This is a genomic window from Nocardia noduli (assembly GCF_019038455.1).
GTDB classification, from domain to species: domain Bacteria; phylum Actinomycetota; class Actinomycetes; order Mycobacteriales; family Mycobacteriaceae; genus Nocardia; species Nocardia noduli.
On the sequence record NZ_JAFMPL010000045.1, the window covers coordinates 1 to 21,343 of the forward strand.

At 68.2% G+C, this 21,343-nt stretch carries 15 protein-coding genes; 6 read left to right on the forward strand and 9 right to left on the reverse strand.

The features are described from left to right. From JZ792_RS22650 to JZ792_RS22665, 4 genes are all read right to left on the reverse strand, one after another. On the reverse strand, positions 1 to 5,576 hold a 5,576-nt coding region (locus tag JZ792_RS22650), incomplete at its 3' end, for a type I polyketide synthase (RefSeq protein WP_216913101.1). A gap of 65 nt (positions 5,577 to 5,641) precedes the next feature. Next, positions 5,642 to 5,926, reverse strand: a complete 285-nt coding sequence (locus tag JZ792_RS22655) for an acyl carrier protein (RefSeq protein WP_216913103.1) — start codon at positions 5,924 to 5,926, stop codon at positions 5,642 to 5,644. 135 nt (positions 5,927 to 6,061) lie between these two features. Beyond that, positions 6,062 to 7,153, reverse strand: coding sequence for an RNA ligase (ATP) (locus JZ792_RS22660; protein ID WP_216913104.1), 1,092 nt, complete (start codon positions 7,151 to 7,153; stop codon positions 6,062 to 6,064). Between the two features lie 71 nt (positions 7,154 to 7,224). After that, positions 7,225 to 7,905: a class I SAM-dependent methyltransferase gene (locus tag JZ792_RS22665; RefSeq protein WP_216913105.1), complete on the reverse strand. Its 681-nt coding sequence runs from the start codon at positions 7,903 to 7,905 to the stop codon at positions 7,225 to 7,227. Between the two features lie 118 nt (positions 7,906 to 8,023). Here JZ792_RS22665 and JZ792_RS22670 point away from each other — a divergent pair, with 118 nt between their 5' ends. Continuing rightward, complete coding sequence (locus JZ792_RS22670) at positions 8,024 to 8,641, forward strand: TetR/AcrR family transcriptional regulator (protein ID WP_216913106.1); 618 nt, start codon at positions 8,024 to 8,026, stop codon at positions 8,639 to 8,641. A 102-nt stretch (positions 8,642 to 8,743) separates the two neighbouring features. Here JZ792_RS22670 and fadD5 read toward each other — a convergent pair whose 3' ends face one another. Then, positions 8,744 to 10,315, reverse strand: a complete 1,572-nt coding sequence (fadD5, locus tag JZ792_RS22675; RefSeq protein ID WP_216913107.1) for a fatty-acid--CoA ligase FadD5 — start codon at positions 10,313 to 10,315, stop codon at positions 8,744 to 8,746. A 373-nt stretch (positions 10,316 to 10,688) separates the two neighbouring features. Here fadD5 and JZ792_RS22680 point away from each other — a divergent pair, with 373 nt between their 5' ends. Then, positions 10,689 to 11,663 (forward strand): NAD(P)H-dependent flavin oxidoreductase, encoded by a 975-nt coding sequence (locus JZ792_RS22680; RefSeq protein WP_216913108.1) that lies wholly within the window; start codon positions 10,689 to 10,691, stop codon positions 11,661 to 11,663. Between the two features lie 46 nt (positions 11,664 to 11,709). Here the strand turns inward: JZ792_RS22680 and JZ792_RS22685 are convergent, their stop codons facing one another. Beyond that, positions 11,710 to 14,082 (reverse strand): lysylphosphatidylglycerol synthase transmembrane domain-containing protein, encoded by a 2,373-nt coding sequence (locus JZ792_RS22685; protein WP_216913109.1) that lies wholly within the window; start codon positions 14,080 to 14,082, stop codon positions 11,710 to 11,712. Positions 14,083 to 14,221: 139 nt separating this feature from the next. Between JZ792_RS22685 and JZ792_RS22690 the strand changes: the two genes are divergently transcribed. After that, on the forward strand, positions 14,222 to 15,214 hold the full coding sequence (locus JZ792_RS22690; RefSeq protein ID WP_308165406.1) for an SDR family NAD(P)-dependent oxidoreductase: 993 nt from the start codon (positions 14,222 to 14,224) through the stop codon (positions 15,212 to 15,214). 30 nt (positions 15,215 to 15,244) lie between these two features. On the opposite strand, the gene JZ792_RS22695 is transcribed toward JZ792_RS22690, so the two are convergent. Continuing rightward, positions 15,245 to 15,997 carry a 2OG-Fe(II) oxygenase gene (locus JZ792_RS22695; RefSeq protein ID WP_308165407.1) on the reverse strand — a complete coding sequence of 251 codons (753 nt, stop codon included), beginning with the start codon at positions 15,995 to 15,997 and terminating at the stop codon, positions 15,245 to 15,247. 104 nt (positions 15,998 to 16,101) lie between these two features. On the opposite strand from JZ792_RS22695, the gene JZ792_RS22700 reads away from it, so the two are divergent. Then, a complete protein-coding gene (locus tag JZ792_RS22700) occupies positions 16,102 to 16,731 on the forward strand; it encodes a DUF459 domain-containing protein (RefSeq protein ID WP_216913111.1) in 630 nt (209 codons plus the stop codon). Here the strand turns inward: JZ792_RS22700 and JZ792_RS22705 are convergent. Then, the gene (locus JZ792_RS22705) at positions 16,728 to 18,200 is read right to left on the reverse strand and encodes an ABC1 kinase family protein (protein ID WP_254190184.1); all 1,473 of its coding nucleotides are present in this window, start codon (positions 18,198 to 18,200) and stop codon (positions 16,728 to 16,730) included. The genes JZ792_RS22700 and JZ792_RS22705 overlap by 4 nt on opposite strands. Positions 18,201 to 18,304: 104 nt before the next feature. On the opposite strand from JZ792_RS22705, the gene JZ792_RS22710 reads away from it, so the two are divergent. Both JZ792_RS22710 and JZ792_RS22715 read left to right on the forward strand, forming a co-directional pair. Beyond that, positions 18,305 to 19,075, forward strand: a complete 771-nt coding sequence (locus tag JZ792_RS22710; RefSeq protein WP_216913113.1) for a GntR family transcriptional regulator — start codon at positions 18,305 to 18,307, stop codon at positions 19,073 to 19,075. Between the two features lie 97 nt (positions 19,076 to 19,172). Beyond that, positions 19,173 to 20,156 (forward strand): DUF5996 family protein, encoded by a 984-nt coding sequence (locus tag JZ792_RS22715; RefSeq protein ID WP_216913115.1) that lies wholly within the window; start codon positions 19,173 to 19,175, stop codon positions 20,154 to 20,156. On the opposite strand, the gene JZ792_RS22720 is transcribed toward JZ792_RS22715, so the two are convergent. Further along, complete coding sequence (locus JZ792_RS22720; RefSeq protein ID WP_216913117.1) at positions 20,143 to 21,264, reverse strand: nitronate monooxygenase; 1,122 nt, start codon at positions 21,262 to 21,264, stop codon at positions 20,143 to 20,145. The genes JZ792_RS22715 and JZ792_RS22720 overlap by 14 nt on opposite strands. Positions 21,265 to 21,343: the final 79 nt, after the last annotated feature.

Sequence of the window (21,343 nt, forward strand, 5' to 3'; positions counted from 1 at the left end):
GGGTGGGGACGCGCCGGGGAATTCCGCAGGTCACGTCCCGGCGCCAGCAGTGTGCGCAGCCGGTTCGCCACCGGGGCCCGGTCGGAGGTCGGCGCGTAGTCGACGGCGAGCAGATAGGGCCCGGTGTGCCGCAGCGCGCGACCGAGCATTTCCGCGCCGCGCGCCGGATCCAGTGCCGCGATCCCGGCGCGGCGCAGATGGATCGCGCCGCCCGCCGCCTCGGCCAGCCCCGATGCCCACGTACCCCAGCCGATACTGATGACCCGACGCTGCGGCACCGACGCGGCCAGCGCGTCCATACCCGCGTTGGCCGCCGCGTAGGCGGCCTGGCCCGGCGCGCCGAGCGCACCGGTCGCCGAGGAGAACAGCAGGACGAAATCGATCGGATCACCCGCGGTCAGCTCGAGGAGATCGGCGGCGGCGCCGATCTTCGGCGCTGCCATCCGTGCCAGCTGGTCCGCACCGATATGGTCGAAAACCGCGTCCTCGAGGGTGCCTGCGGCGTGCACGACACCGCGGATGGTCGAACCGCATTCCCGGATATCGCTCAGGGCGTTGGACAGATCGCTGCGGTCGGTCGCGTCGCAGCGGACCACGACGATCCGCTCCTCGAAACCGTCCAGCACCGTGGGCACCGGCCGGGGTGATCTGGTCAGCACCACCACGTCGTGCGCGCCCGCGTCGAGCAGCCAGCGCACCGCCATCGCGCCGAGCGCGCCGAGACCGCCGGTCACCACGTAGGTTCCGTGCGGGTCGATCGCGGGCGGCGCGGTGTCGGCGGTCGCGACGGTGAAGCGTCGGATGGCGGCGTCACCGCCGGTCAGCCGGATCTCCTCGGGCAGTCCGGCTTCCGGTTCGGCGGTGACGAGTCCGGCCAGCACCGCCGTGTTCTCGGGATCGTGGTCGGTCCACACCAGCCGGATCGTGCGCCCGGATTCGAGTTGCAGCGATCGGATCAGCCCGGCCGTCGCGTGCGCGGACGGGGAGCAGCCGAGCGGAAGTACCACCGTCAGTGACGCGGTGGCGTCGTGGGATTGCAGGTGCTGGAGCAGACCCAGCACCCGTCCGACGGCGGCGATCGAATCCCGCTGTGTTCCGGGCTCTTCCGGCCACACCAGCACCACCGCCGTGCGTTCGGCGCTCGCGCGACGCAGTAGCGCCGAGGCGACCACCGCCGCGGCGGCGTCGGGTTCACGGGCCGCGCGTTCGGTCGGCACGATCGTCTCCAGCGTGCGTGCCAGCCGGGTCGCGAGCGCGGATTCGCCCACGACCAAGGCGCGCCGCACATGACGTGGTCGCACGTCGGCGTTCGGGCGTCCGATCGCCTCGGGATGCAGCGGATGCCAGGTCTCCTGGCGGAAGGCGACAGCGGGACCGTGCGCGGACTGTTCGGCGGCGGGCACGCGGGACAGGTGATCGGCGAACCGGATACGCACCCCGCACAGCGCCAGTACCGGCGCTCCGTGCTGATCGGTGGCGACGATATCGCCGACCAGACCGCTCTCGGAATACTCCCTGATCAACGCGTGTCCCTCGACCACAACGCGATCGGATTCGGCGGAGACCCAGGCTGATTCGATGCCGATCGGCAGGGGGACCGCCTCGTCGGGCAGGTCGTCGTAGCAGGCGGCGGCCAACAGGTGCAGACAACCGTCCAGGGTGGCGGTGCTGTGCGGTTCGGCGTCCTCGAAGGTGCCGAGGGCCCGGCCGCTTCCGGTCGCGATCCGGCGCAACGGGCGGAATCTCGGACCGTATTCCAATGCTCTGCCGCGCAATTGGGCATAGAAGTAGCCCGCTTCCAGGCCGTGCATCTGGTGACGCACCGCGCGATTGGCGTCGGCCAGACGCATCCACGCGACGATATCCGCGGGCGAGGGATGCCCATCCGGCCGTGCGGACGCCACCGGAACCGCGCCGTCGGCCGAGACGCGCAGTGTGCCCGTCGAATCGTCCGCGTGGTAGGCGATCCGGGGCAGCGCGCTAAGTTCGGTCAATTCGTCGACGACGAAATCTGCCAGCATGGTGGCGGATTCGGATCCGGCCAGGTGCGACAACCTGCGCAGCCAGTACACCGCGGGGACTGTCGCGACACCGAGCACCACGTGATCGTCCAGCGCGTCCGGGACGAATTCGGGTATTGCCGCGGGCCGATCGATCCGAGCGATCGGTGCGAATCGCCGTCGCTGCCAACGACGTCGATACTCCGGGCCGGTGAAAGGACCGAGTGCCGACCAGTTCACCGCGCGTCCCTCGGTATGCAGCCGGGCGATGGTCTCGAGGAAGGCCTCGGCCTCGTCCTCGCGCGTAGCTCCCGGATAGGCCGAATCGCGGAACGCCCGGTATTCCCGCACCGATGAGACCAGGACCGGATGGGGCGAGATCTCCACCACGCTCGTGAACCCGTCGGCCGCCGCCCGTTCCAGTGCCGCGCCGAGTTCGACTGTCCCGCTGATATTGTCGGCCCAGTAGTCGGCGGTCAGCGACGCTGAGTCGACCACCGTGCCGCGCCGCGCGGTCGAATAGAGCCTGGTGTGCGGTGCGCGCGGGGCGAGTCCGGCGAGCGCCTCGACGAATTCGGGCAGTACCGGCGCGACCTGGGGACTGTGCGCGGCGAAATCGACGGCGATACGCTGGGCGAACATATCGCGACGTTTGGCCCGGCGCACCACGGTGTCGACGTAGCGCGGCACCCCGGAGATCACCACCGAACGTGGACCGTTGATCGCGGCGATACCCACCGACGCCCGCACGGGTTCCACCAATTGCGCCGCCTCCTCCGGTGCGGCTTCGAGCAGGGCCATCGCGCCCTGACCGTCGAGCGCACCGAGCGCCCTGCTGCGCCGCACCGCGATATTCGCGCCGTCCGCCAGCGATAACGCGCCCCCGCTGACCGCACCGGCGATCTCACCGAGACTGTGCCCGACCACCCCGTCCGGCCGGACACCCCAGGAGGCGAACAGTTCCGCCAACGCGACCTGGTAGGCGAACAGCGCGGGCTGAACGAATTCGGTCGCCTCGTCACCGAGCGCGAATCCGTGCCGCGGGGTCCACACCCGAGGACCGCCCGCCGCCGCGACCGCATCCGTCGCCGCCGTCACCGCCCGCGCGAAAACCGGCCAGCGCGCCGCCAGCGACCTACCCATCCTCGGGTGCTGCCCACCCTGACCTGAGAACAGGAACAGCACACCGCCGCGCCGCCGCGCCGAACTCGGCCCGATGAGGCCTGGACTCGAATCGCCCGAGGCCAAGGCGTGCAACCGCTCACGCGCCTGGTCGATGTCATGTGCCGTGACCACAGCCCGGGTGGTCTCCGGCAGTGCCCGCGCCGCGGACACGGCGACCCGGTGCAGCGTCGACCACGTGCCGGTGTCGGGGCCACCATCGGAACCGCCCCCGCCCCCACCGATACCGCCTGTTCCCCTGGTACCGCCTGCACCGCGGGAACGGCCCGCGTCGTCGGGGCCGACTTCGCGACCGGAGCTGCCTACACCACCAGCATCGCCTGCGCTGCCGACGCTGCCACCGCCATCGGAACCGGCTTCGCCACCAGCACTGCCCCTGCCCGCACCGATGGCGTTGCCCGCACCGCTTGCACTGTAGGTGCCGCCCGTGCGCCCTGTTCCGCCGGAACGGTCTGTGCCATCGGTGCTGTCTGCGCGGCTCGCGCTGTCTGGGGGACCGGCACTGCCACTGCCATCGGCGGTGCGACCGCCTTCGTCGCTGTCACCGCCCGCGTAGGCGGCGCTGTTCGTAACTCGCGCGCTATCGGCACCACCCGTTCCACTGGCACCGGCGGATGGACCGGCACCAGCGGAGGCAACGGCACCAGCGGAGGCAACGGCACCGACGTGGGCACCCGCCGTAGCGGAGGAAGCGGCGATGCTGTTCGCGGCGTTCGTGTCGGTGGCAGCGGCGTTCGTGTCGTCGCCACCGGTAGCGGCGGCGCGGGTAGTCCTGGCGGTGCCGATGGATTTCGCGGCGACGTTGGAGGCGTTGGTAGCGATCAATGCGGCGGCAGCGGCCTTGATGACGTTGGCGCCGGCAGCGGTGATACGCGCAGCCGCGTTGGTAGCAGTAGCGTCGGGGGTGGTGCCGAGGTTAGCCGTTGAGGCGGCGGTGTCGGTCCCGGCAACTGCTGGATCGAAGATTTCGGCACCGGCGCTGTCAGAGGAGGTAGTGGTGTCGGCAGCAAAGGCATACACCGTGGCCTTCGCGGATCGAACCGGATGCGCGACGTCAGCACCGTCGTCGGTCGATCCGTCCCGACCCACCTCGAGACGAGCGAGCAGATCCTCCGCCCGCGAACGAATTTCGGCGATATCGCGCCCGGTCACCGGAATGACCAACGGTCCGCCGCTGTCCCGGCGGCCGGGAGTCTGCGCGACCCCGCGCAGGACCACGTGCGCGTTGGTCCCGCCGAATCCGAAAGAACTCACCCCCGCGTGACGTTCGGCGCGCGGCGTCGCGCTCCAGTCGACCGGTTCGGTCGGCACCTCCAGCCCGCGTTCGCCCAGTTTCAACAGCGCGTTCTCGTTGGTGAAGTGGACGGTCGGCGCGATCGTCGCGTGGTGGATGGACAGCGCGGTCTTGATCAGGCCGGTCACCCCGGCGGCGGCCTCCAGATGGCCGAGGTTCGATTTCAGCGAGCCGATCCGGATCGGCGCCGGGTCGGGCTCGTCGGTAGCGAGGACCGCGGCGAGCGCCCCGACCTCCACCGCGTCGCCGAGCGCGGTGCCGGTGCCGTGACATTCGATGTAGCCCGCGGAGCGCGGATCGAGTCCGGCCCGCGACCACGCGGTGCGGATGGTGTCCTGCTGGGCCCGGCCGTTGGGTGCGTACAGACCGTTGGAGCGACCGTCGGAACCGACGGCGGCACCGGCGATCTCGGCGTAGATCCGATCGCCCGCGCGCCGCGCGTCGGCGGTGCGCCGCAGCACGATCACCCCGCAACCGTCGCTGCGGGTGTAACCGTCGGCCGCCGCGTCGAACGGTTTGCACCGGCCGTCCTCGGCCAGGAATCCGCTCTCGGCGAGGTAGTCCGAGGTGTAGGGCAGCAATGTCAGGTTGACCCCGCCGACGATCGCGAACGGCACCGTCTCGTCGGCGAGCAGTCGCAGCGCGATATCCACCGCGGCCAGCGAGGACGAACAGGCGCTGTCCACGACCAGGCTCGGTCCGCGCAGGTCGAGCACGTAGGACAGCCGATTGGCGATGATGCTGAGCGCCGAACCGGTGACCGCGTACGGCGCGTCGTGTCCGGCGGAGCCGAGCACCGTGACGCCGTGGTCGAATCCGCAGGCGCCGAACACCACCGCGGCACCGCGACCGCGCGTGCGATAGCCGATGCCCGCGTCGTCGATCGCCTCGATCGCGACTTCCAGCGCCAGCCGCTGCTGCGGATCCATCACCGCGGCTTCCCTGGCCGATATCGCGAACCAGTCGTTGTCGAACCGGTCGATATCGCTGAGATAGCCGGCGTGCCGGGTGACCGATCGGCCCTCGGGCGGTTCGCCGGTGGCGTCGCGTCCGGTGCGCAGCAGTTCCCAGAACTCGTCGAGACCGTCCGCGCCGGGCACTCGGCATCCCATCCCGACGATGGAGACCGGAGGGTGCGGCGGCGGGAGGGGAGTGTCGGCGGCCGTCATGGCGTCGCGAGATGCTCGACAAGCTGCTCGATGTCGGGGTGGTCGTAGAGGGCGGTCAGCGACACCTCGACACCCGTGGCGTCCTCCAGCGCGGCCGTCAGCCGGGCGAGCTGGGTGGAACTCAGCCCGAGGTCGCTGAACGGCACACCGGTGGCGACCGCCTCGGGAGCGACCCCGAGTAGGTCGGCCACGGCGGCGACGGCGGCCGATAGCAGAGTCGTGCGCCGACCCTGCTCCCGACCGTTGCCACCATCGCGCCCATCCGGCAGACCGGACCCCATCGTGTCCTCCCTCTCCGCCTCGCTCGGGCCGAGAAGCCCGGGAGCGGTACCCCCGCGATTATGCCGTAATCGCGGGGTGGAAGAGGAATGCGTTTCAGGCTGTCCGCCTGCCCCTTTCGCGGCGGCGCGGGTGGTTCACTCGTATTCGGTGCCCCCGTCGCGCAGCAGGTAGCCGTCGGAGACGATCTTGCCGATGGCACGACCGCCGAGGACGTCCGAGCGTCGTTCGGTCGCCGGGCGTACCACCAGCCCTTCGCGGATACCGGTTTCCGATCCGGAGACCGTCTCCCTGCCCTCCGCCAGTTCCACGAGCCGCGCGGCGTCGTAGGGGCCTTCGTACAGCACCGGCACCCGTGGCACCGACAGACCGAGATCGGTCCAGACCGCGCCGATTTCGGCGTGACCGAGCCAGCGCACCGGTTCCGGCTCGGGATCGACCGCGACGTCGAACAGCGCGTAGCCCAGGGTCTCGTCACGGTCGGCGGCCGCGCCGTAGTGCAGGTCCTGGACGCCCGCGCCGTACACCTCACCGAAGAATCCGACCCTGGCCAGGCCGAATTCGTCGGCGATCGCGCGCGCCGCCTCGAGGAGTCCGTAGCGGTGGACCGCGCGCCAGTACAGGTTGCCCTCGGCCGGTGTCAGCGCCAACGACTGCCCGCCGACACCCTTGGACGACACGTAGGTCCGCTCGCCGTCACGCACGTAGGTGAACAGGCACGCGGTGCCGTGGATCTTCTCGGTCGCGACGACGGGTTCGCCCGCCTCGAAGATATCCGGGTACCGCTTGATGTTCTCGACATCGATCCAGCGCAGTAGGTCCGGTGCGGCCTCGACCTGCCCCGACATCGAGACCGGCACCGTCGGAACCCATTTGGTGATGCCGAGTGTCTCGGCGAAATCGGTCCCGGCCAGCGCGGCCGTCGCGAGGTCGACCTCGCCCAGGGCCGCCGGTACGCAGACGATGCCCTGCGAGACCTCCCCGCGCAGGCGCACGGTCTTCACCCGGTTGCGTTGCGCGCCCGCCAGTTTCCCGCTCAACCCGATCTCCTCGATCAGCGGATCGGGCAGCACCGCCTGTTCGGGGATGTAGAGCGCGTGGTCGCCGGAGACGAACGCTCCCTTGGCGACGACGGCGCGGTACAGACCGACCTGCGCCAACTCGAGTCGATCCGCGTTCGGATGCGGATGGACGACCAATTCTTCGACGGTGACTCGTAATGTCGACATGTTGACGACCCCCTCCTGCTGATCCGGTCAGCGTAGAAGGGCGGACCTGTGCCGGTCGACCGAATTTCGGTCTACTTGGTGGCCAGCAACATCGCGGTGGACGAGCCGACCGTGGTGAAGTCGACGGTGCGAAAACCCGCGTCCCGCAAATCCTCTCGGTATCGGCGTATGTCGATGGCGGCCACCGGATCCTCGGCGTGGTCGTGGGCGCGCGCGGCGGCGAAGCGGGACATGATCGCGACCACGGCCTTCAGGCGTCCGCCCGGATAGGTATCGGCGAGTAGCAGTCGTCCGCCGGGGCGCAGCACCCGATACATGTGGGCGATGGCTGCGCGGCGATGCTGTTCGGGTATGTGGTGCATGACGAACGTGCAGGTCACCAGGTCGTAGGAGGCGTCGGGCGCGGTGATGTCCTGCGCCGCGCGGACCTCGAATCGACAACCGGCCGACGACCGCGCCGTCGCGTATTCGATCATCCTGGGTGACGGGTCGACCCCGGTCGCCGATCCGTCCGGCCCGACACGCTCGCCCATCGCGCGGACGAGATCACCGGGACCGCAACCGATATCGAGGACGTCCGCGCCGAGGCCCGCGCCGCTCTCCCTGATCAGCGCGGTGTTCAGGGCCCCTACGCGCCCGAGCAGGTACAGGAATTTGACGAGGCGATATCCACGCGGTTTGGTGATCAGCAGGCCGATTTCGTTCGCTGTCCGCGAAGTCACGCTGTCGAACTGTTGTCTGTTTCCGGTCATGTGTTCATGATCGGGGGTGTATCAGCGGCTCGACCAGGAGCAAAGTGGCGGGAACCGTGCCGTTCGGGACGGTTTCGCGTGCTTTGTCCGGAGGACTCATGTACTCGGAATCAGCGCGATGAACAAAGGTAACGACCGCCGTGTCCGGCGGACCAGAAACGCTCTGCACCAGGCCCTGATCGAGCTCATGATCGAGCGCGGCTACGAGCGGATCTCGGTCAGCGACATCCTGGACCGGGCCGATGTCGGCCGCTCCACCTTCTACTCCCACTTCCGCGACAAGGACGATCTGCTGCTGGTCAGCAGTACCGAATATCTGCGCGCGACCATCATGGCGGCGCGCCCCGACCCGGATGACCCTTTCGCGCCACCGCTTTCGGCTCCGCTCGCTCCCGTCTACACACTGTTCCAACTGGCCGCCGAGAACCCCGAGGTGTACCGGGCTCTGCTCGGCCGCAAGGCCAACGCGGTTCTGCTGCGCGCCACTCGCGGCATGGTCGCCAAGATTCTCATCGAGCGTTTGACCGACACCTTCGATGTCGAGGAGCAGGTCCTGTCCGCGCCGGTCAACTTCCTGTCCTGGGGCATCGTCGGGCTACTCGGGATGATCGCCGATTCGGACCCGCCGCTGGCGGCCCCCGACGCCTATCGCCAGGTGGAGGCTCTCGTCGCGCCCGGCCTGGAGGATCTGGTCCGCGGGGACGCCACGGCCGGGGCCGATCGCTCGACCGGCTGAGCACGACGGCGCGGACGCCTCGGTCCACCTTCCGGTGATACCGACGCGTCCGCGCCGTCCGCGTGCCCGATCCCGTGTCCCAGTCACGGATCGGGCGTGTGGTCAGGACGAATAATCCTTGCGCAGCTGAACTTTCACGACCTTGCCGCTGGCATTGCGGGGCAGTTCGGCGACCACGACGAGTTCTTTGGGGTGCTTGTAGCGCGCCAGGTTCTCGTTGAGGAACGGTTCGAGGTCTGTGATGGTCAGTTCGGCGTCCGGATCGACGAGCGCGACCACCGCGACCGGCACCTCGCCCCATTTCTCGTGCGCCCGGCCGACCACGGCCGCCTCGCGGATCAGCGGGTGGGCGAAGAGCACGTTCTCCACCTCGGCGCAGTAGATGTTCTCGCCGCCGGAGATGATCATGTCCTTCTTGCGGTCGACGACGTAGATGAACCCTTCCTCGTCCTGGCGCACCAGGTCGCCGGAATGGAACCAGCCGCCCGCGAACGCCTCCGCCGTGGCTTCCGGCTTGTTCCAGTAGCCCTGCATGAGAGTCGGTCCGCGATAGACGATCTCGCCGATCTCGCCGGGGGCGACATCGTTCATCTCGTCGTCGACGATGCGGGCCTGGATGGTCGGGATGGGTTTGCCGACCGAGCCGAGTTTGCGGATCGCGTCCTTGCCCTCGAGGACGCAGGTGATCGGCGACATCTCGGTCTGGCCGAAGACCGCGACATTGAACGCGGTCGGGAAGGCTTCGGCCATGGCGCGCAGCACCGTGTCGGAGGCGGGCGCGGCGCCCCAACTCAGCGCCTCGAGGGCGAGCTTGCGATCCGTGACGGTCGGATCGGCGCAGATCAGCTGCCATTGCGCGGGCACGCAGAAGGCCGTCGTCGCCTGCTCGGCCTCCAGCGCGTCCAGGAATTCGGTGGCGTCGAACGCGCCGAGCGGATGCAGGACGGTTTTCGCGCCGAGCATGAAATACGGTGCGAGACTGCCGAGTCCGGCGATGTGGAACAGCGGGGAGGTGCAGAAGCCCACCGATTCCGGTTCGATGGCGAGCGCGCGGATACAGGTGAGCGCCTGGGCGTTCATATTCGCGTACGAGAGCACCGCGCCCTTGGGGCTGCCCGTGGTGCCCGAGGTGTACATGATCAGGCTCGGGGTGTCCTCGGGGATGTCGAGCGGGGTGTGCGGCGCGCCCGCCTCGGCCAGCGCGTCGTCGAATCCGACGACACCGTCACCGGACGTGCCACCGATGACCACGCGGGTCTCCAACGCGGGGGACTGCGCCGCGACGGCGGCGGCCAGTGGCGCCAACACCGTATCGGTGACGATCGCCTTCGCGCCGCTGTCGCTGACGATATAGGCCACCTCGGGCGGGGTGAGCCGGAAGTTGACCGGCACCGCGATGGCGCCGAGCGCGTTGATGCCGAAGACGGTTTCCAAGTATTCCGGGTAGTTCAGCGCCAGGATCAGCACCCGGTCGCCGAAGCCGACACCGCGTCGGGCGAGGGCGTCGGCGAATTTCAGCGAGCGTTCGTGCAGCTGTTTCCAGGTGGTGTCCACACCGCGGAACCGCACGGCGACCTCTTCGGGACGCATCTGCGCGTGCGCCGCGAGCTGGTTGTTCCAGTGGTTGCGCCGCGAACGGATCGGTTCGTCGAGTGCTTGTGCACCAGTGGTCATGCCGCGAACTCCTTGGCTGTGCGGTGTCGCGAACTGCGAGCAGTCGCGGAGGGGACCGTGACCCACGCCGGTGGGACCGACGGCATCGACGGGCTGAACTGAGACGAGAATAACAACTAACTTACAGCAGCGGCAAGCGATCGAGAGAAGAATGATCGTTAATCGTCTCGCGATGCCATCGAGGTCGATAAATATGCTTCGATCTGCTGATTTACAGATGTCCGAACCCGATCTACATGGAGGAGAACCCTACGTCAGGAGATCATGTGTGCGAATCCCGGCTCACTTGTGGGTTGTCTGCCGGTCGACCCCGTGTCACGATCGACCCGGCAGGGGCGGGAACGACGCCCACCCGGAATAGAGGAGTAGCGCGATGCTGCGGACCAGGTTCACCGAGACCTTCGGGGTGGAGCACCCCATCGTGCAGGGCGGCATGATGTGGGTCGGCCGGGCCGAACTCGTCGCGGCCGTCGCGAACGCGGGCGGACTCGGCTTCATCACCGCTCTCACCCAGCCAACCCCCGACGAACTGCGCAACGAGATCGCCAGGACAAGGGAGCTGACCGACAAACCGTTCGGCGTCAACGTCACCATCCTGCCGTCGATCAATCCGCCGCCGTACGTCGAATACGTTCGGGCGATCATCGACAGCGGTGTGAAGATCGTGGAGACCGCCGGGTCCAACCCCGAGCCGTACCTGCCGTACTACCACGACGCCGGTATCAAGGTGCTGCACAAATGCACCAGCGTGCGGCACGCGCTCAAGGCCCAGCACGTCGGCGTCGACGGCGTCAGCATCGACGGATTCGAATGCGCGGGTCACCCGGGCGAGGACGATATCCCCGGCCTGATCCTCATCCCCGCCGCCGCGCGCGTCCTCGACATCCCGATGATCGCCTCGGGCGGTATAGCCGACGCCCGCGGGCTGGTCGCGGCGCTCGCGCTCGGCGCGGACGGCGTCAATATGGGCACCCGTTTCCTGTGCACCCGCGAATCGGCCATCGACCAGAAGGTCAAGGAACAGATCGTCGCCAACAGCGAACTCGACACCCAGCTGATCTTCCGCACCATGCGCAATACCGCTCGCGTCGCGGATAACGAGATCAGCCGCAAGGTCGTCGAAATCGAGAAGGCCGGAGGAAAATTCGAGGACGTCCGCGAACTCGTGGCGGGCGCGCGTGGCCGCCGCGTCTTCGAGGAAGGCGATCTCGACGCGGGAATCTGGTCGGCGGGCCTGGCCCAGGGCCTGATCCACGACATCCCCGGCTGCGCCGAACTCATCGAACGCATGGTGTCGGAGGCCGAGGAATTGATCACCGCCAGGCTCGCCGACATCGTCACCGCCTGACCGAGTTCAGGACGCGTCGCTGTCCGGCGTCGTTCGTATATCCGGCTCAGATCATGTTCTTCGAGGTCATCCACCGCATGGTGAACCACCCGCAGAACACCGGGAGCCAGCAGGTCAGCACCCGGTAGAGCAGGACCGAGGGGACCGCGATCGTCGCGGGCACCCCGAACGCGGCCAATCCGCCGATGAGCGCGGCCTCCACCGCGCCGACACCGCCCGGCGTCGGCGCGGCCGAGGCCAGCGTGCCGCCGATCATGGTGACGATGGTGACCGTCACGAAATTCGTGCCGCCGCCGAAGGCTTCGATACTGGCCCACAGCGCACCCGCCTGACCGAGGGTGATCGCGGCGCAGCCGAGCACGATGATGAAGAAGCGTCGAGGATCCCGGGCCAGGTGACCGAGTTCGCCGAGTACCTCCTGCAATTGCGGCCGCACCGAATTGTTGAGCCAGTGCCGCAGTTTCGGCACGAACATGAACGTGCCGATGATGCCGACCGCGACACCCGCCGCCAGGTAGATCACCATCACGTCCGGCACGAAATGCGACAGGTTCGCCGAAGTTCCCGCCACGACGCTGAACAGCACGAGCAGGCTCAGGTGGGTGATGATCTGCACCGCCTGCTGCAACGCCACCGCGGCCGTCGCCCGTACCGCCCCGAGGCCGCCCTTCTGTAGGAAACGCACGCTCAGCGCGAGTCCGCCCACCCTGGCCGGTGTGGTGGTCGCGGCGAAGGTGTTGGCGATCTGCATGATCACCAGATTCGTGAATTTGACCAGTCCGGAGGCGCACGCCCACAGCGCCGCCGCCGCGCCGATATAGGTCAGCGCGGACACGCCGAGCCCGAGCAGCGCCCACCACCAGTTCGCGGTCTTGAGCTGGGTGAAGAAGGTCGGAACCGCGCTGATGAAGGGGTAGGCGACGTAGACCAGGCCGATCAACAGCACCAACTGGATGATCTGGTTACGGGAGAACCGGGTGATCTGATCGGCCTCGATCTTGTCCTGCCCGGTCTGCTTGCGGACCTCCTCGCGGGCCTTGGCGACCACCGAGCCGCCGCCGGAGACCGATTTGCGGATACCCGACGGCATGGCGTTCTTGGTCAGCCGACGCGAGGCCAGCAGGATGGTCTGTTCGCCGAGCGCCTCGATCGCGGCCCGCACGGCCGGTTCCTTACCGTAGATCGCCGTCGTCGAGACCAGCAGTTGCGCGATATCGGACTGCATCTGGGTGTCGGAGGCGCCGAATTCGGCACTGCCGAATCCGCCGAACAGCGTGGCGCCGTCATCGATCCTGACCTCGGCCGGACGCAGATCGCCGTGTGAGATCTGGCCCCTGTGCAGCAGATCCAACGCCGTCCACACCCCGGGCAGCACCGATTCGGGCAGTTCGGCGATGGTCGTGCCGCGCGGGGTCGTGTGCGCGTACAGCATCCAGCCTCGGTCGAGCGCGGCGACGCCGACGGCGGTCTGACTCGACAGGCCCAGGTCGTCGGCGGCGATGGTCATCAGGGCGCGGTGTTCGACCGCCCGGTGCATCGACCCGTGCAGCGCCGCGGTCTCGCTGCTGCGGAACGTCAACCAGCGCCACAGCATGCGCAGCGCGCTCCAACTGCGCTGGTTCTTGCCGTACAACTCGATCATCAGTTCCCGCTCCGGCCCCGTCACGGCGGCGGCCAGCGTCAACGGGCCCGGGCCCGCCGGGCGCACCACGGTGAAACCGTTCACCGTGTGCCCGCGCCGGGCCAGCATCCGCACGGCCGCGTCGAGCGGAACCTCCAGCGCGGGCGTGCCGACCACCCAGACGATGAGCGCGCCGACCAGCCAGCCGACCGAGAGCCCGAGCATCGCGCGCGCGGGAACCACGGTGCTGACCACCAGGTGCATCGGCGCGAACGCGAGCAGCAGGAACCACAGCCAGCGCCGCGGTTTGGTCGGCAGCCAGGGGCTGGAGACGGTGAGCACCGCGGCGAGCATCGCGATCCAGCGCGGATCGTCGAGGAATTGGGAGAGGAAGGTGTCGAGGCGGTCCGGCACCTGGAGATGCCATTTCGGCGCGGACAGACCGGTCCCGGTGATGGAGAGCAGCAGGCCCGCGGTCAATCCGGCCGCCGCGTATCCGGCGAGGAGTTTCCACTGCCTGCCGATGACGAGTTCGATCAGGATCGCGAAGGGCAGGATCAGGATCAGGACGCCGTAGACCAGGTAGACGAGATTGGACTGATCGGGGGTGAGGAAGCCGACGATATCGGAGACCGAGCGCTCCAGTGCCAGCCATTCCGGCCGGGTGATGACGGACGCGGCGATGACGACGGCCAGCCACAGCGCCGCGATGACGACACGGACGATGTCAGTGGTCCGCCGGATCAGCGGTTGTAGCAGGCTGCCCGTGACCGGGATGTCCCGCCCGTCGACTCGCATGTCGTATCGGCACTTTCGGATCGAGTTGGAGCTTCACCGGCCACCCGCGTCGCGCGTTCGGTGAGTATGCAGCAGGTCACCGTGTCCGATCGGCCCAACACGCCGCCGTGGTGCGACGCCGCGAGTGCCGTTTCGGGCGGTGATCAGCCTGCCAGAGACAACGGCGGCGGGGCAGGGCGGGCCGGTCGGCAACCGTCCGGCGACCCACGGCCTTGCCGAAATCGTCGGCGCCGATAACGATCTATGGCGGACCGGACGAGCGAGGGAGACCATGGCAGAGCACGAGCGGGATCTGGCAGGCAGCACCATCGTGGTGACCGGCGCGAGTTCCGGTATCGGCGCCGAGGCCGCCGCGAAACTGGCGGCGCGCGGTGCGACGGTCGCGGTGGTCGGCCGCTCGCCCGAACGCACTCGGGAGGTGGCAGCGGCGGTGGGCGCGGAAGCCTTTCTCGCCGATTTCGGCCGACTCGACGACGTACGTTCCCTCGCCGAGCGGTTGCTGAGCCGATACCCGCGCATCGACGTCCTCGCCAACAACGCGGGTGGCTCGTGGCCGAAACGCACCGCGACCGTCGACGGCAACGAACTGACCTTCCAGGTCAACCATCTCGCCCCGTTCCTGCTGACCGGTCTGCTGTTCGAGCGCCTGTCTCTGGCGCCGAAGCCGCGGGTGATCAACACCTCGAGCATGACCTACCGCTCGGCGAAACTGGATCCGGAAATCGCCAACGCCACGACCGGATCGTTCGGCATGCTCGGCGCCTACAGCGCGTCCAAACTCGCGAACATCCTGTTCACCCGCGAATTGGCGCGTCGCACGGAGGGCACAGGACTGGTCACCGCCGCGTTCCACCCCGGCGCCGTCGCCACCAATGTCTACGACAACATCCCGTTCGGTGTCGGCGCGTTCGTGCGTTCGCCGCTGGCCCGCCCGTTCTTCATCCGCCCGGAGAAGGGCGCGGGCCCGCTGGTGCACCTGGTGACAACGACGGACACCGACGCCATCAACGGTCGCTATTTCCACCGTTTCAAGGAGGAGGAGCCGCGCAACGAACAGGCCCTCGACACCGATCTCGCGCAACGTCTCTGGGCGATGTCGGAACGGCTCACCGGCGTCTCGATACCGGGCTGAACCGCGACCGACGGAACACCGCGCCGGTCATCAGCGCTGGTCGAGGCGCCCCGCTCCCCATCGCGACTCCGCCTCGTGTCTCGGTCGGTGCAACCACATCACCACGCTGCCGCGATCTGCGGTGTTGCCGCCCGCGAAGTGGTGCCACGAGCGCGGCGTGCATTCGAAGATCACCATCGAATTGTCCAGCGGCGGAATCGTGAGCGCGGGTGCGGTGGAATCGCCGCCGCTATCGGCCCGGAGCGTGATCTCGCCGCCGTCACCGGTGCGCCAGTCCGGATTACCCAGGTGGAACAGCACCGCCACCGCCCGCACGGTCTCCCGCGTGCCCGCCTCGCCGGGCAGGCGGACCTCGGCGGGGCCGGGCGGGGGTTCGGCGAACAGCACGGGAGCGAGTCCGTTGTCCGGTGTCCCGGCCGGACTGCCCGGCGCGTGGTGGCGTACCGAACCGTCGATATCGCCGGTGGCCGCCACCCCGGTCACCCCGGCGATCAGGTCGTGCCATTCCCTCGTGGCGAATAGGGCGAGCGGGCCGTCCCGCAATTCGGATAATCCGAGCGCGGTGGCGTCACCGTGGCCGGTCACGCGATGGAATCGGTCGATTCGCTCGGCTCGCACGCGCGCGTAATCGTCGACGAGTCGCTGGTAGAAGTCGGCGACGAAGATATCGCGGGCGTAGATATGCGGAAAGGGCCCGGTTCGGCGGATCCAACGCCGATGCGCGAACAATTCCGTGAACCACGCGGGCGGCGTCTGCGCCCGGCTCGTCATTACCCCTGTCACAGCAAACTCCCTCCCGGACGAACACGGTGATCCTATTGAATTCGGCTGTCCGGTATCGACCCCGTCGACCGTTCGTCGCCGGCGCGGACTGACAGGATCACGGTGTGCTTCGTGATCTTCGTATCTGCTGTGTCGGTGATTCCTTCGTCGCCGGGGTGGGCGACCCCCGCTGCCTCGGTTGGGTCGGCCGCCTCGGCGCCTCGGCCCATGCCGACGGTTTCGCGCCGACGCTCTACAACCTCGGCGTCCGCCGCCAGACCTCGGTCGAGATCGCCGAACGCTGGCTGGGGGAGTGCGACCAGCGTCTGCCGTCGGGGACCGACGCCGGAGTCGTGCTGTCGTTCGGGGTCAACGACACCTCCTGGGAAGGCGATGGCCCGCGCGTTGATCCCGCGAGGTCCGCGGAGTCGTTGGCGCGGATGCTGCGCCAGGCCGCGGCACGTGGCTGGCGGGTACTCGCCGTCGCGCCGCCGCCGGTCGCCGACCAGGACCACAACGCGCGCAGTGCCGCACTCGACGAGCGTTTCGCCGAGATCTGCGCGTCGGCCGCCGTGCCCTACGTGCGGATTCATCACGCTCTGCGCGAGAACCCGGCGTGGATGCGCGAGGTGCGCGCGGGAGATGGCGCACATCCGGGGGAGGGCGGATACGACGTGCTCGCCGAACTGGTCGAGCCGCGGTGGCGCGAGTGGCTGTCCGGCTGGAATTCGCCCGAATCTGTCTCAGACGTTTAGCTCGCCGTGATCCGTCGCGTCCGTCGTTCACGGGCCGCGGCGAGATCGACGGGCCGGGGATCCTGCTGGTCCAGCCGGTCGAAGACCTCGGCCAGCACCGGAAGCGACCGCACGATCTCCTCGCGGTAGGCGCCTTCGGTGCCGAGTTGCGCCAGCGCGCCGATGATCGTCAGCGAGGATCGCGCGAACGGGGTGAAAGGCACCGGGATCGTGCACTGTCTGGCCACATTCGACAGCCGGGGCCGGGTCGCGCGCACCACCTGCCTGCGCAACCAGGGTGAGGTCAGCTGAAAGGTCTTGTGCCGCAGCGGTTCACTGCACGGCAGGACCGCCGCGAACAGCGCGTCCACATCGAAACTGCGATCGTCGGTGACGAATCCGTGCCGCCTACTCGCCGCTTCCAGATCCGTCGGCCCACCTTCGAACACGGCACGGCAGTAGTCCAGCGCCAGACCGTCGAAACCGGCGGGTGGCCATCGGCAGCACGCGCCGAAATCCACGACGCCGAGTCTGCCGTCGGGCAGCACCCGGAAATTGCCGGGATGCGGGTCGCAGTAGAGCAGATCGGTGCGCGTGCAACCGTCGAGCACGAATCGCACCATCGCCATGCCGACTCGATCGCGTTCGGCCTGCGAACCCGAGGCGATGATGTGCGGCACCGGGGTGCCGTCGAGCCATTCGGAGATGACGACATCGCCCCGCTGGGCCACCACGTCCGGGACCCGGAATTCCGGATCGTCACGGTAGGCGTCCGCGAACGCGCGCTGACTGGCGGCTTCGGCGGCGTAGTCGAGTTCCCGGAGAATGCCCGCGCGCACCGAATCGGTGAGCGCCGCGACATCGGCGCCGGGTACGAATACCCCGAGCAGAGCCGACATGCGGCGTAACTGGTCGAGATCGCCGAGCACCGATTCGCGGGCGCCGGGATACATGATCTTGACCGCGACTTCTCTGCCGTCGTGCCACACGGCCCGGTGCACCTGCCCGATGGACGCGGCGGCGGCCCGGCGCTCGTCGAACTCGAGGAAATTCGTTCGCCAGTCCCGGCCCAACTGCTCGGCCAGCACCTCGCGCACCGTTGACGGCAGCATCGCCGGTGCGGAGTCCTGGAGCCCGCCCAGCGCGATCCGGTACGGCTCGGCCAGCTCCGACGGCAGCGCGAGTTCGTAGATGGCGAGGAGCTGACCGAATTTCGTCGCGCAGCCTTTGAGTTCGCCGAGAACTTCGAAAATATGCTGCGCGGTCCGCGACCTGATGTCGCGATTCACTTCCGCGGCCGAACGGCCGAGCGCGCGCTTTCCGTAGCCGATCGCCCTTCTACCTGCGAAGGCCACCGGAATCGATGCGATTCTGGCATTGCGGACCACCCGGCCGACCGGGAGCGCGGCGGCCGTTTCCGTCGTGGAAACGCGGGTGCCGGTACCGGTCGATATCTCGCCCGGTCGATCGATTCCCCGTCCAATGGTCATGAATCACCTCACATCGTGCGCGGATCAGTGTTACATAGATGCGGTCCGACCTCGCGCGTCCTAGACTGTCTGGGACGTGCAGCCAGAGCCGAAAGGTGGCATTGATGGGTTCCCGAACGGTAGTCGCCGACGTTGCCGATGAATTGGCACGCCGGGTTACCGCGGGGGAATATCAGCCCGGTGAACTGATGCCGTCGGTCCGTCAGGTGGCCGAGGAATTCGATATGAACCGGGCCACCGCGCAACTGACGCTCGGCAGGCTCGAATCGTACGGTTTCGTCGAAGCCCGCCGTGGCAAGGGTTTCACCATTCGTGACGTCCGCGAAGCGGGTGGAATCGACGTGTACCGGCATCTGTTCCGCTTCTCGGTCCCGATGCCCGACGTCGCCATCGATATGTTCCGCGACATCGTCGAGGTCGAGCGCGGCATCGTGATGGACGCCCTGCTCGCCTACACCGCGAGCGCGCAGGACATCGATCCGGTCGAGTTGAAATCCGCCATCGATCAACTGGAATCGCTGGCCCGGCGCGAGGTCCCCGATTACCAGCAGATCCTGGCCATCGAGGTGGTCCTGGTCCGCACATTGCTGACCTCGCTCGGCATGAGCATGCAACGGGCCATCCTCAACTCCATCGGCGAGATGGTGCTCGAGGTGCCGGAGGCGGTCCAGGCGTTCTTCGCGGGCGCCGCCGATCTGCACGTGCTGGTCTGGCGCGCGCTGGTCGCCGTGTGGGAATCCGGTTCGGGCCCGTCGGACGCGCAATTGGCGCTGTTCGAGGATCTGTTCGGGATGTACCACGAGAAGGTCGTCGCGAAATTCGAGGATCTGCTCGTGGCCGAACCGGTCGAGCAAACGCACGCGGCGACGGCCTGAGGCCCTCAGCGACCACTGTCCGAGCCGCGCGTTCCACGTGCGCGACACATCTGGCTAACTCCTGGCACACCCGCTCGGCCGAACGTACCGTTGCGGTATGACCGACTCCGCCGAGCTGCTGCCCGCCCTGCCCTACGAGTCGTGGCGCCCCGCCAAGGAGACGCTGCACCGGTTCACGCAGATCGTCGGCAAGGTCGCCCTCGCGACGGGTATCCGCCGCAACCACTGGTGGCATATCACCTACCGGCTGACCGCGCGCGGGTTGAGCACCGTCCCGCTCGGTGACGCCCGCGGCGGTCCCGTGTTCACCTGCGCGTTCGATTTCTTCGATCACGTGCTGCGGATCGCCGACGACAGGGGCACCGAGGTGGAGATCGAACTCCCCGACCGGTCCGTCGCGAGTTTCTACACCGCCGTCATGGACGGCCTCGCCGAACTGGGCGTGGAAGTGGTTCTGCCCCATCCGCATCCGTTCGACCTCCCCGATGTCGGGCGGCCCTTCGCCGAGGACACCGAGCACGCCCACTACGACCCCGACCAGGTGCGACGCGCGCATACGGTCCTGGTCCGGGTCGGGCGGATACTGGAGGAGTTCAGCGCCAACTATTCCGGCAAGATCAGCCCGGTCCAATTCTTCTGGCACAGTTTCGATCTCGCGGTCCAGCGGTTCTCGGACCGGCATATCGACCTGCCCGAGACCCTGGATTCGGTGACCCGCGAGGCCTATTCGCGCGAGGAGATCAGCGCGGGATTCTGGTTCGGCGACGCGAAAGTGCCCGCCCCGACGCTGTATTCGTATGTCGCGCCGGAACCCGAAGGGCTGGCCGATCGTCCGCTGCCGCCCGGGGCGCGCTGGGTCGCCGCCGGGTCGAGCCATTCGGCCTACTTCGACTACGACGACCTCCGCCGCGCCGACGATCCGGTCGGCGCGGCGCTGGAATTCCTCCAGTCGGTCTACGTGTCGGGCTCGGAGTTGGCGGGCTGGGATACCGCGCGACTGGCCTGCTGGGGCGGTATCACCGATCCGATCCTCGAACGCGAGCATCCGAGGTGGCCGGAATGGCCGCTCAAGCCCCGTTGAGTTTGTTGAGACGCTCGCAGGATTCGACGTATTCCTCGATCAGCCGCGCGACGACGTCGGCGGAACGTTCGACCTTGTTCAACATGCCGACCACCTGACCGACCGGATTGAAGTTCACATCCTTGGCGGCCTCGGGGTAGCGGTGTCCGCGCTTGACGCCGTCGAGGGCCACCATCATCTGCAACGGCATCGGCAGCGGGCTCGGGTTCTCCGGCTGTTCCCAGGCCTCGGTCCAGTCGTTCTTGAGCATGCGGGCCGGTTTGCCGGTCCACGCGCGCGAGCGCACGGTGTCGTTGCTGGTGGCGTCGATGTAGCTCTGCATCTGCGCGGGCGGCACATTGGCCTCCTCCACGGTCAGCCACACCGAGCCGGTCCACGCGCCCGCCGCGCCCATCGCCAGGGCTGCGGCGATCTGGCGGCCGTTGCCGATACCGCCCGCCGCGAGCACCGGCAGGTCGCCGACGGCGTCGATCACCTGGGGCCAGAGCACCAGCGAGGAGACCTCACCGGTGTGTCCGCCGCCCTCGGTGCCCTGGCAGACGACGAAGTCCAGACCCGCGTTCTTGTGATTGAGCGCGTGTTTCACCGATCCGCACAGCGCGCCGATGAGTCGGCCCGAGTCCTGGATCTGCGAGATCACCTCGGTCGGCGGGGTGCCGAGCGCGTTGGCGACCAGTTTGGCCTTCGGGTGGCGCAGGATCACCTCGATCTGCGGGGCGACCGTGGTGGCGGTCCAGCCGAGCAACTGGTTGTGGTGTTCTTCGGCGGGCAGTTTCGGCACACCGTGATCGGCGAGAATCTTCTCGGCGAAATCGCGGTGGCCCTGCGGAACCAGTTCGGCCAGTTTGGCTTCCAGCTCCTCGGGGTTGAGCCCGTCGATGCCCTTGCCCTCGTACTTCGACGGGATGACCAGGTCGACGCCGTAGACGCCGTGCACGTGCTCATCGAGCCAGCTCAGCTCGACTTCCAGCTGCTCGGCGGTGAATCCGACCGCGCCGAGTACGCCGATTCCGCCGGCATTGCTGACCGCGGCCGCGACGTCGCGGCAGTGGGTGAAGGCGAAGATGGGGAACTCGATCCCCAGCCGGTCGCAGATTTCGGTACGCATGGGTGCTGGTCTCCCTTACTGGCTCCGCAGCCGCTGGCCGCGGACCGAGGACGCTATAGAACGAGTTACATAGATGCCC

Excerpts from the sequence above, each read along its gene's own strand:
- JZ792_RS22655 (WP_216913103.1), bottom strand. The coding sequence starts at position 5,926 with ATGGGGTCCGGTCTGCCGGATGGGCGCGATGGTGGCAACGGTCGGGAG.
- JZ792_RS22660 (WP_216913104.1), bottom strand. The coding sequence starts at position 7,153 with ATGTCGACATTACGAGTCACCGTCGAAGAATTGGTCGTCCATCCGCAT.
- JZ792_RS22665 (WP_216913105.1), bottom strand. The coding sequence starts at position 7,905 with ATGACCGGAAACAGACAACAGTTCGACAGCGTGACTTCGCGGACAGCG.
- JZ792_RS22670 (WP_216913106.1), top strand. The coding sequence starts at position 8,024 with ATGAACAAAGGTAACGACCGCCGTGTCCGGCGGACCAGAAACGCTCTG.
- fadD5 (WP_216913107.1), bottom strand. The coding sequence starts at position 10,315 with ATGACCACTGGTGCACAAGCACTCGACGAACCGATCCGTTCGCGGCGC.
- JZ792_RS22680 (WP_216913108.1), top strand. The coding sequence starts at position 10,689 with ATGCTGCGGACCAGGTTCACCGAGACCTTCGGGGTGGAGCACCCCATC.
- JZ792_RS22685 (WP_216913109.1), bottom strand. The coding sequence starts at position 14,082 with ATGCGAGTCGACGGGCGGGACATCCCGGTCACGGGCAGCCTGCTACAA.
- JZ792_RS22705 (WP_254190184.1), bottom strand. The coding sequence starts at position 18,200 with ATGACCATTGGACGGGGAATCGATCGACCGGGCGAGATATCGACCGGT.
- JZ792_RS22710 (WP_216913113.1), top strand. The coding sequence starts at position 18,305 with ATGGGTTCCCGAACGGTAGTCGCCGACGTTGCCGATGAATTGGCACGC.
- JZ792_RS22715 (WP_216913115.1), top strand. The coding sequence starts at position 19,173 with ATGACCGACTCCGCCGAGCTGCTGCCCGCCCTGCCCTACGAGTCGTGG.
- JZ792_RS22720 (WP_216913117.1), bottom strand. The coding sequence starts at position 21,264 with ATGCGTACCGAAATCTGCGACCGGCTGGGGATCGAGTTCCCCATCTTC.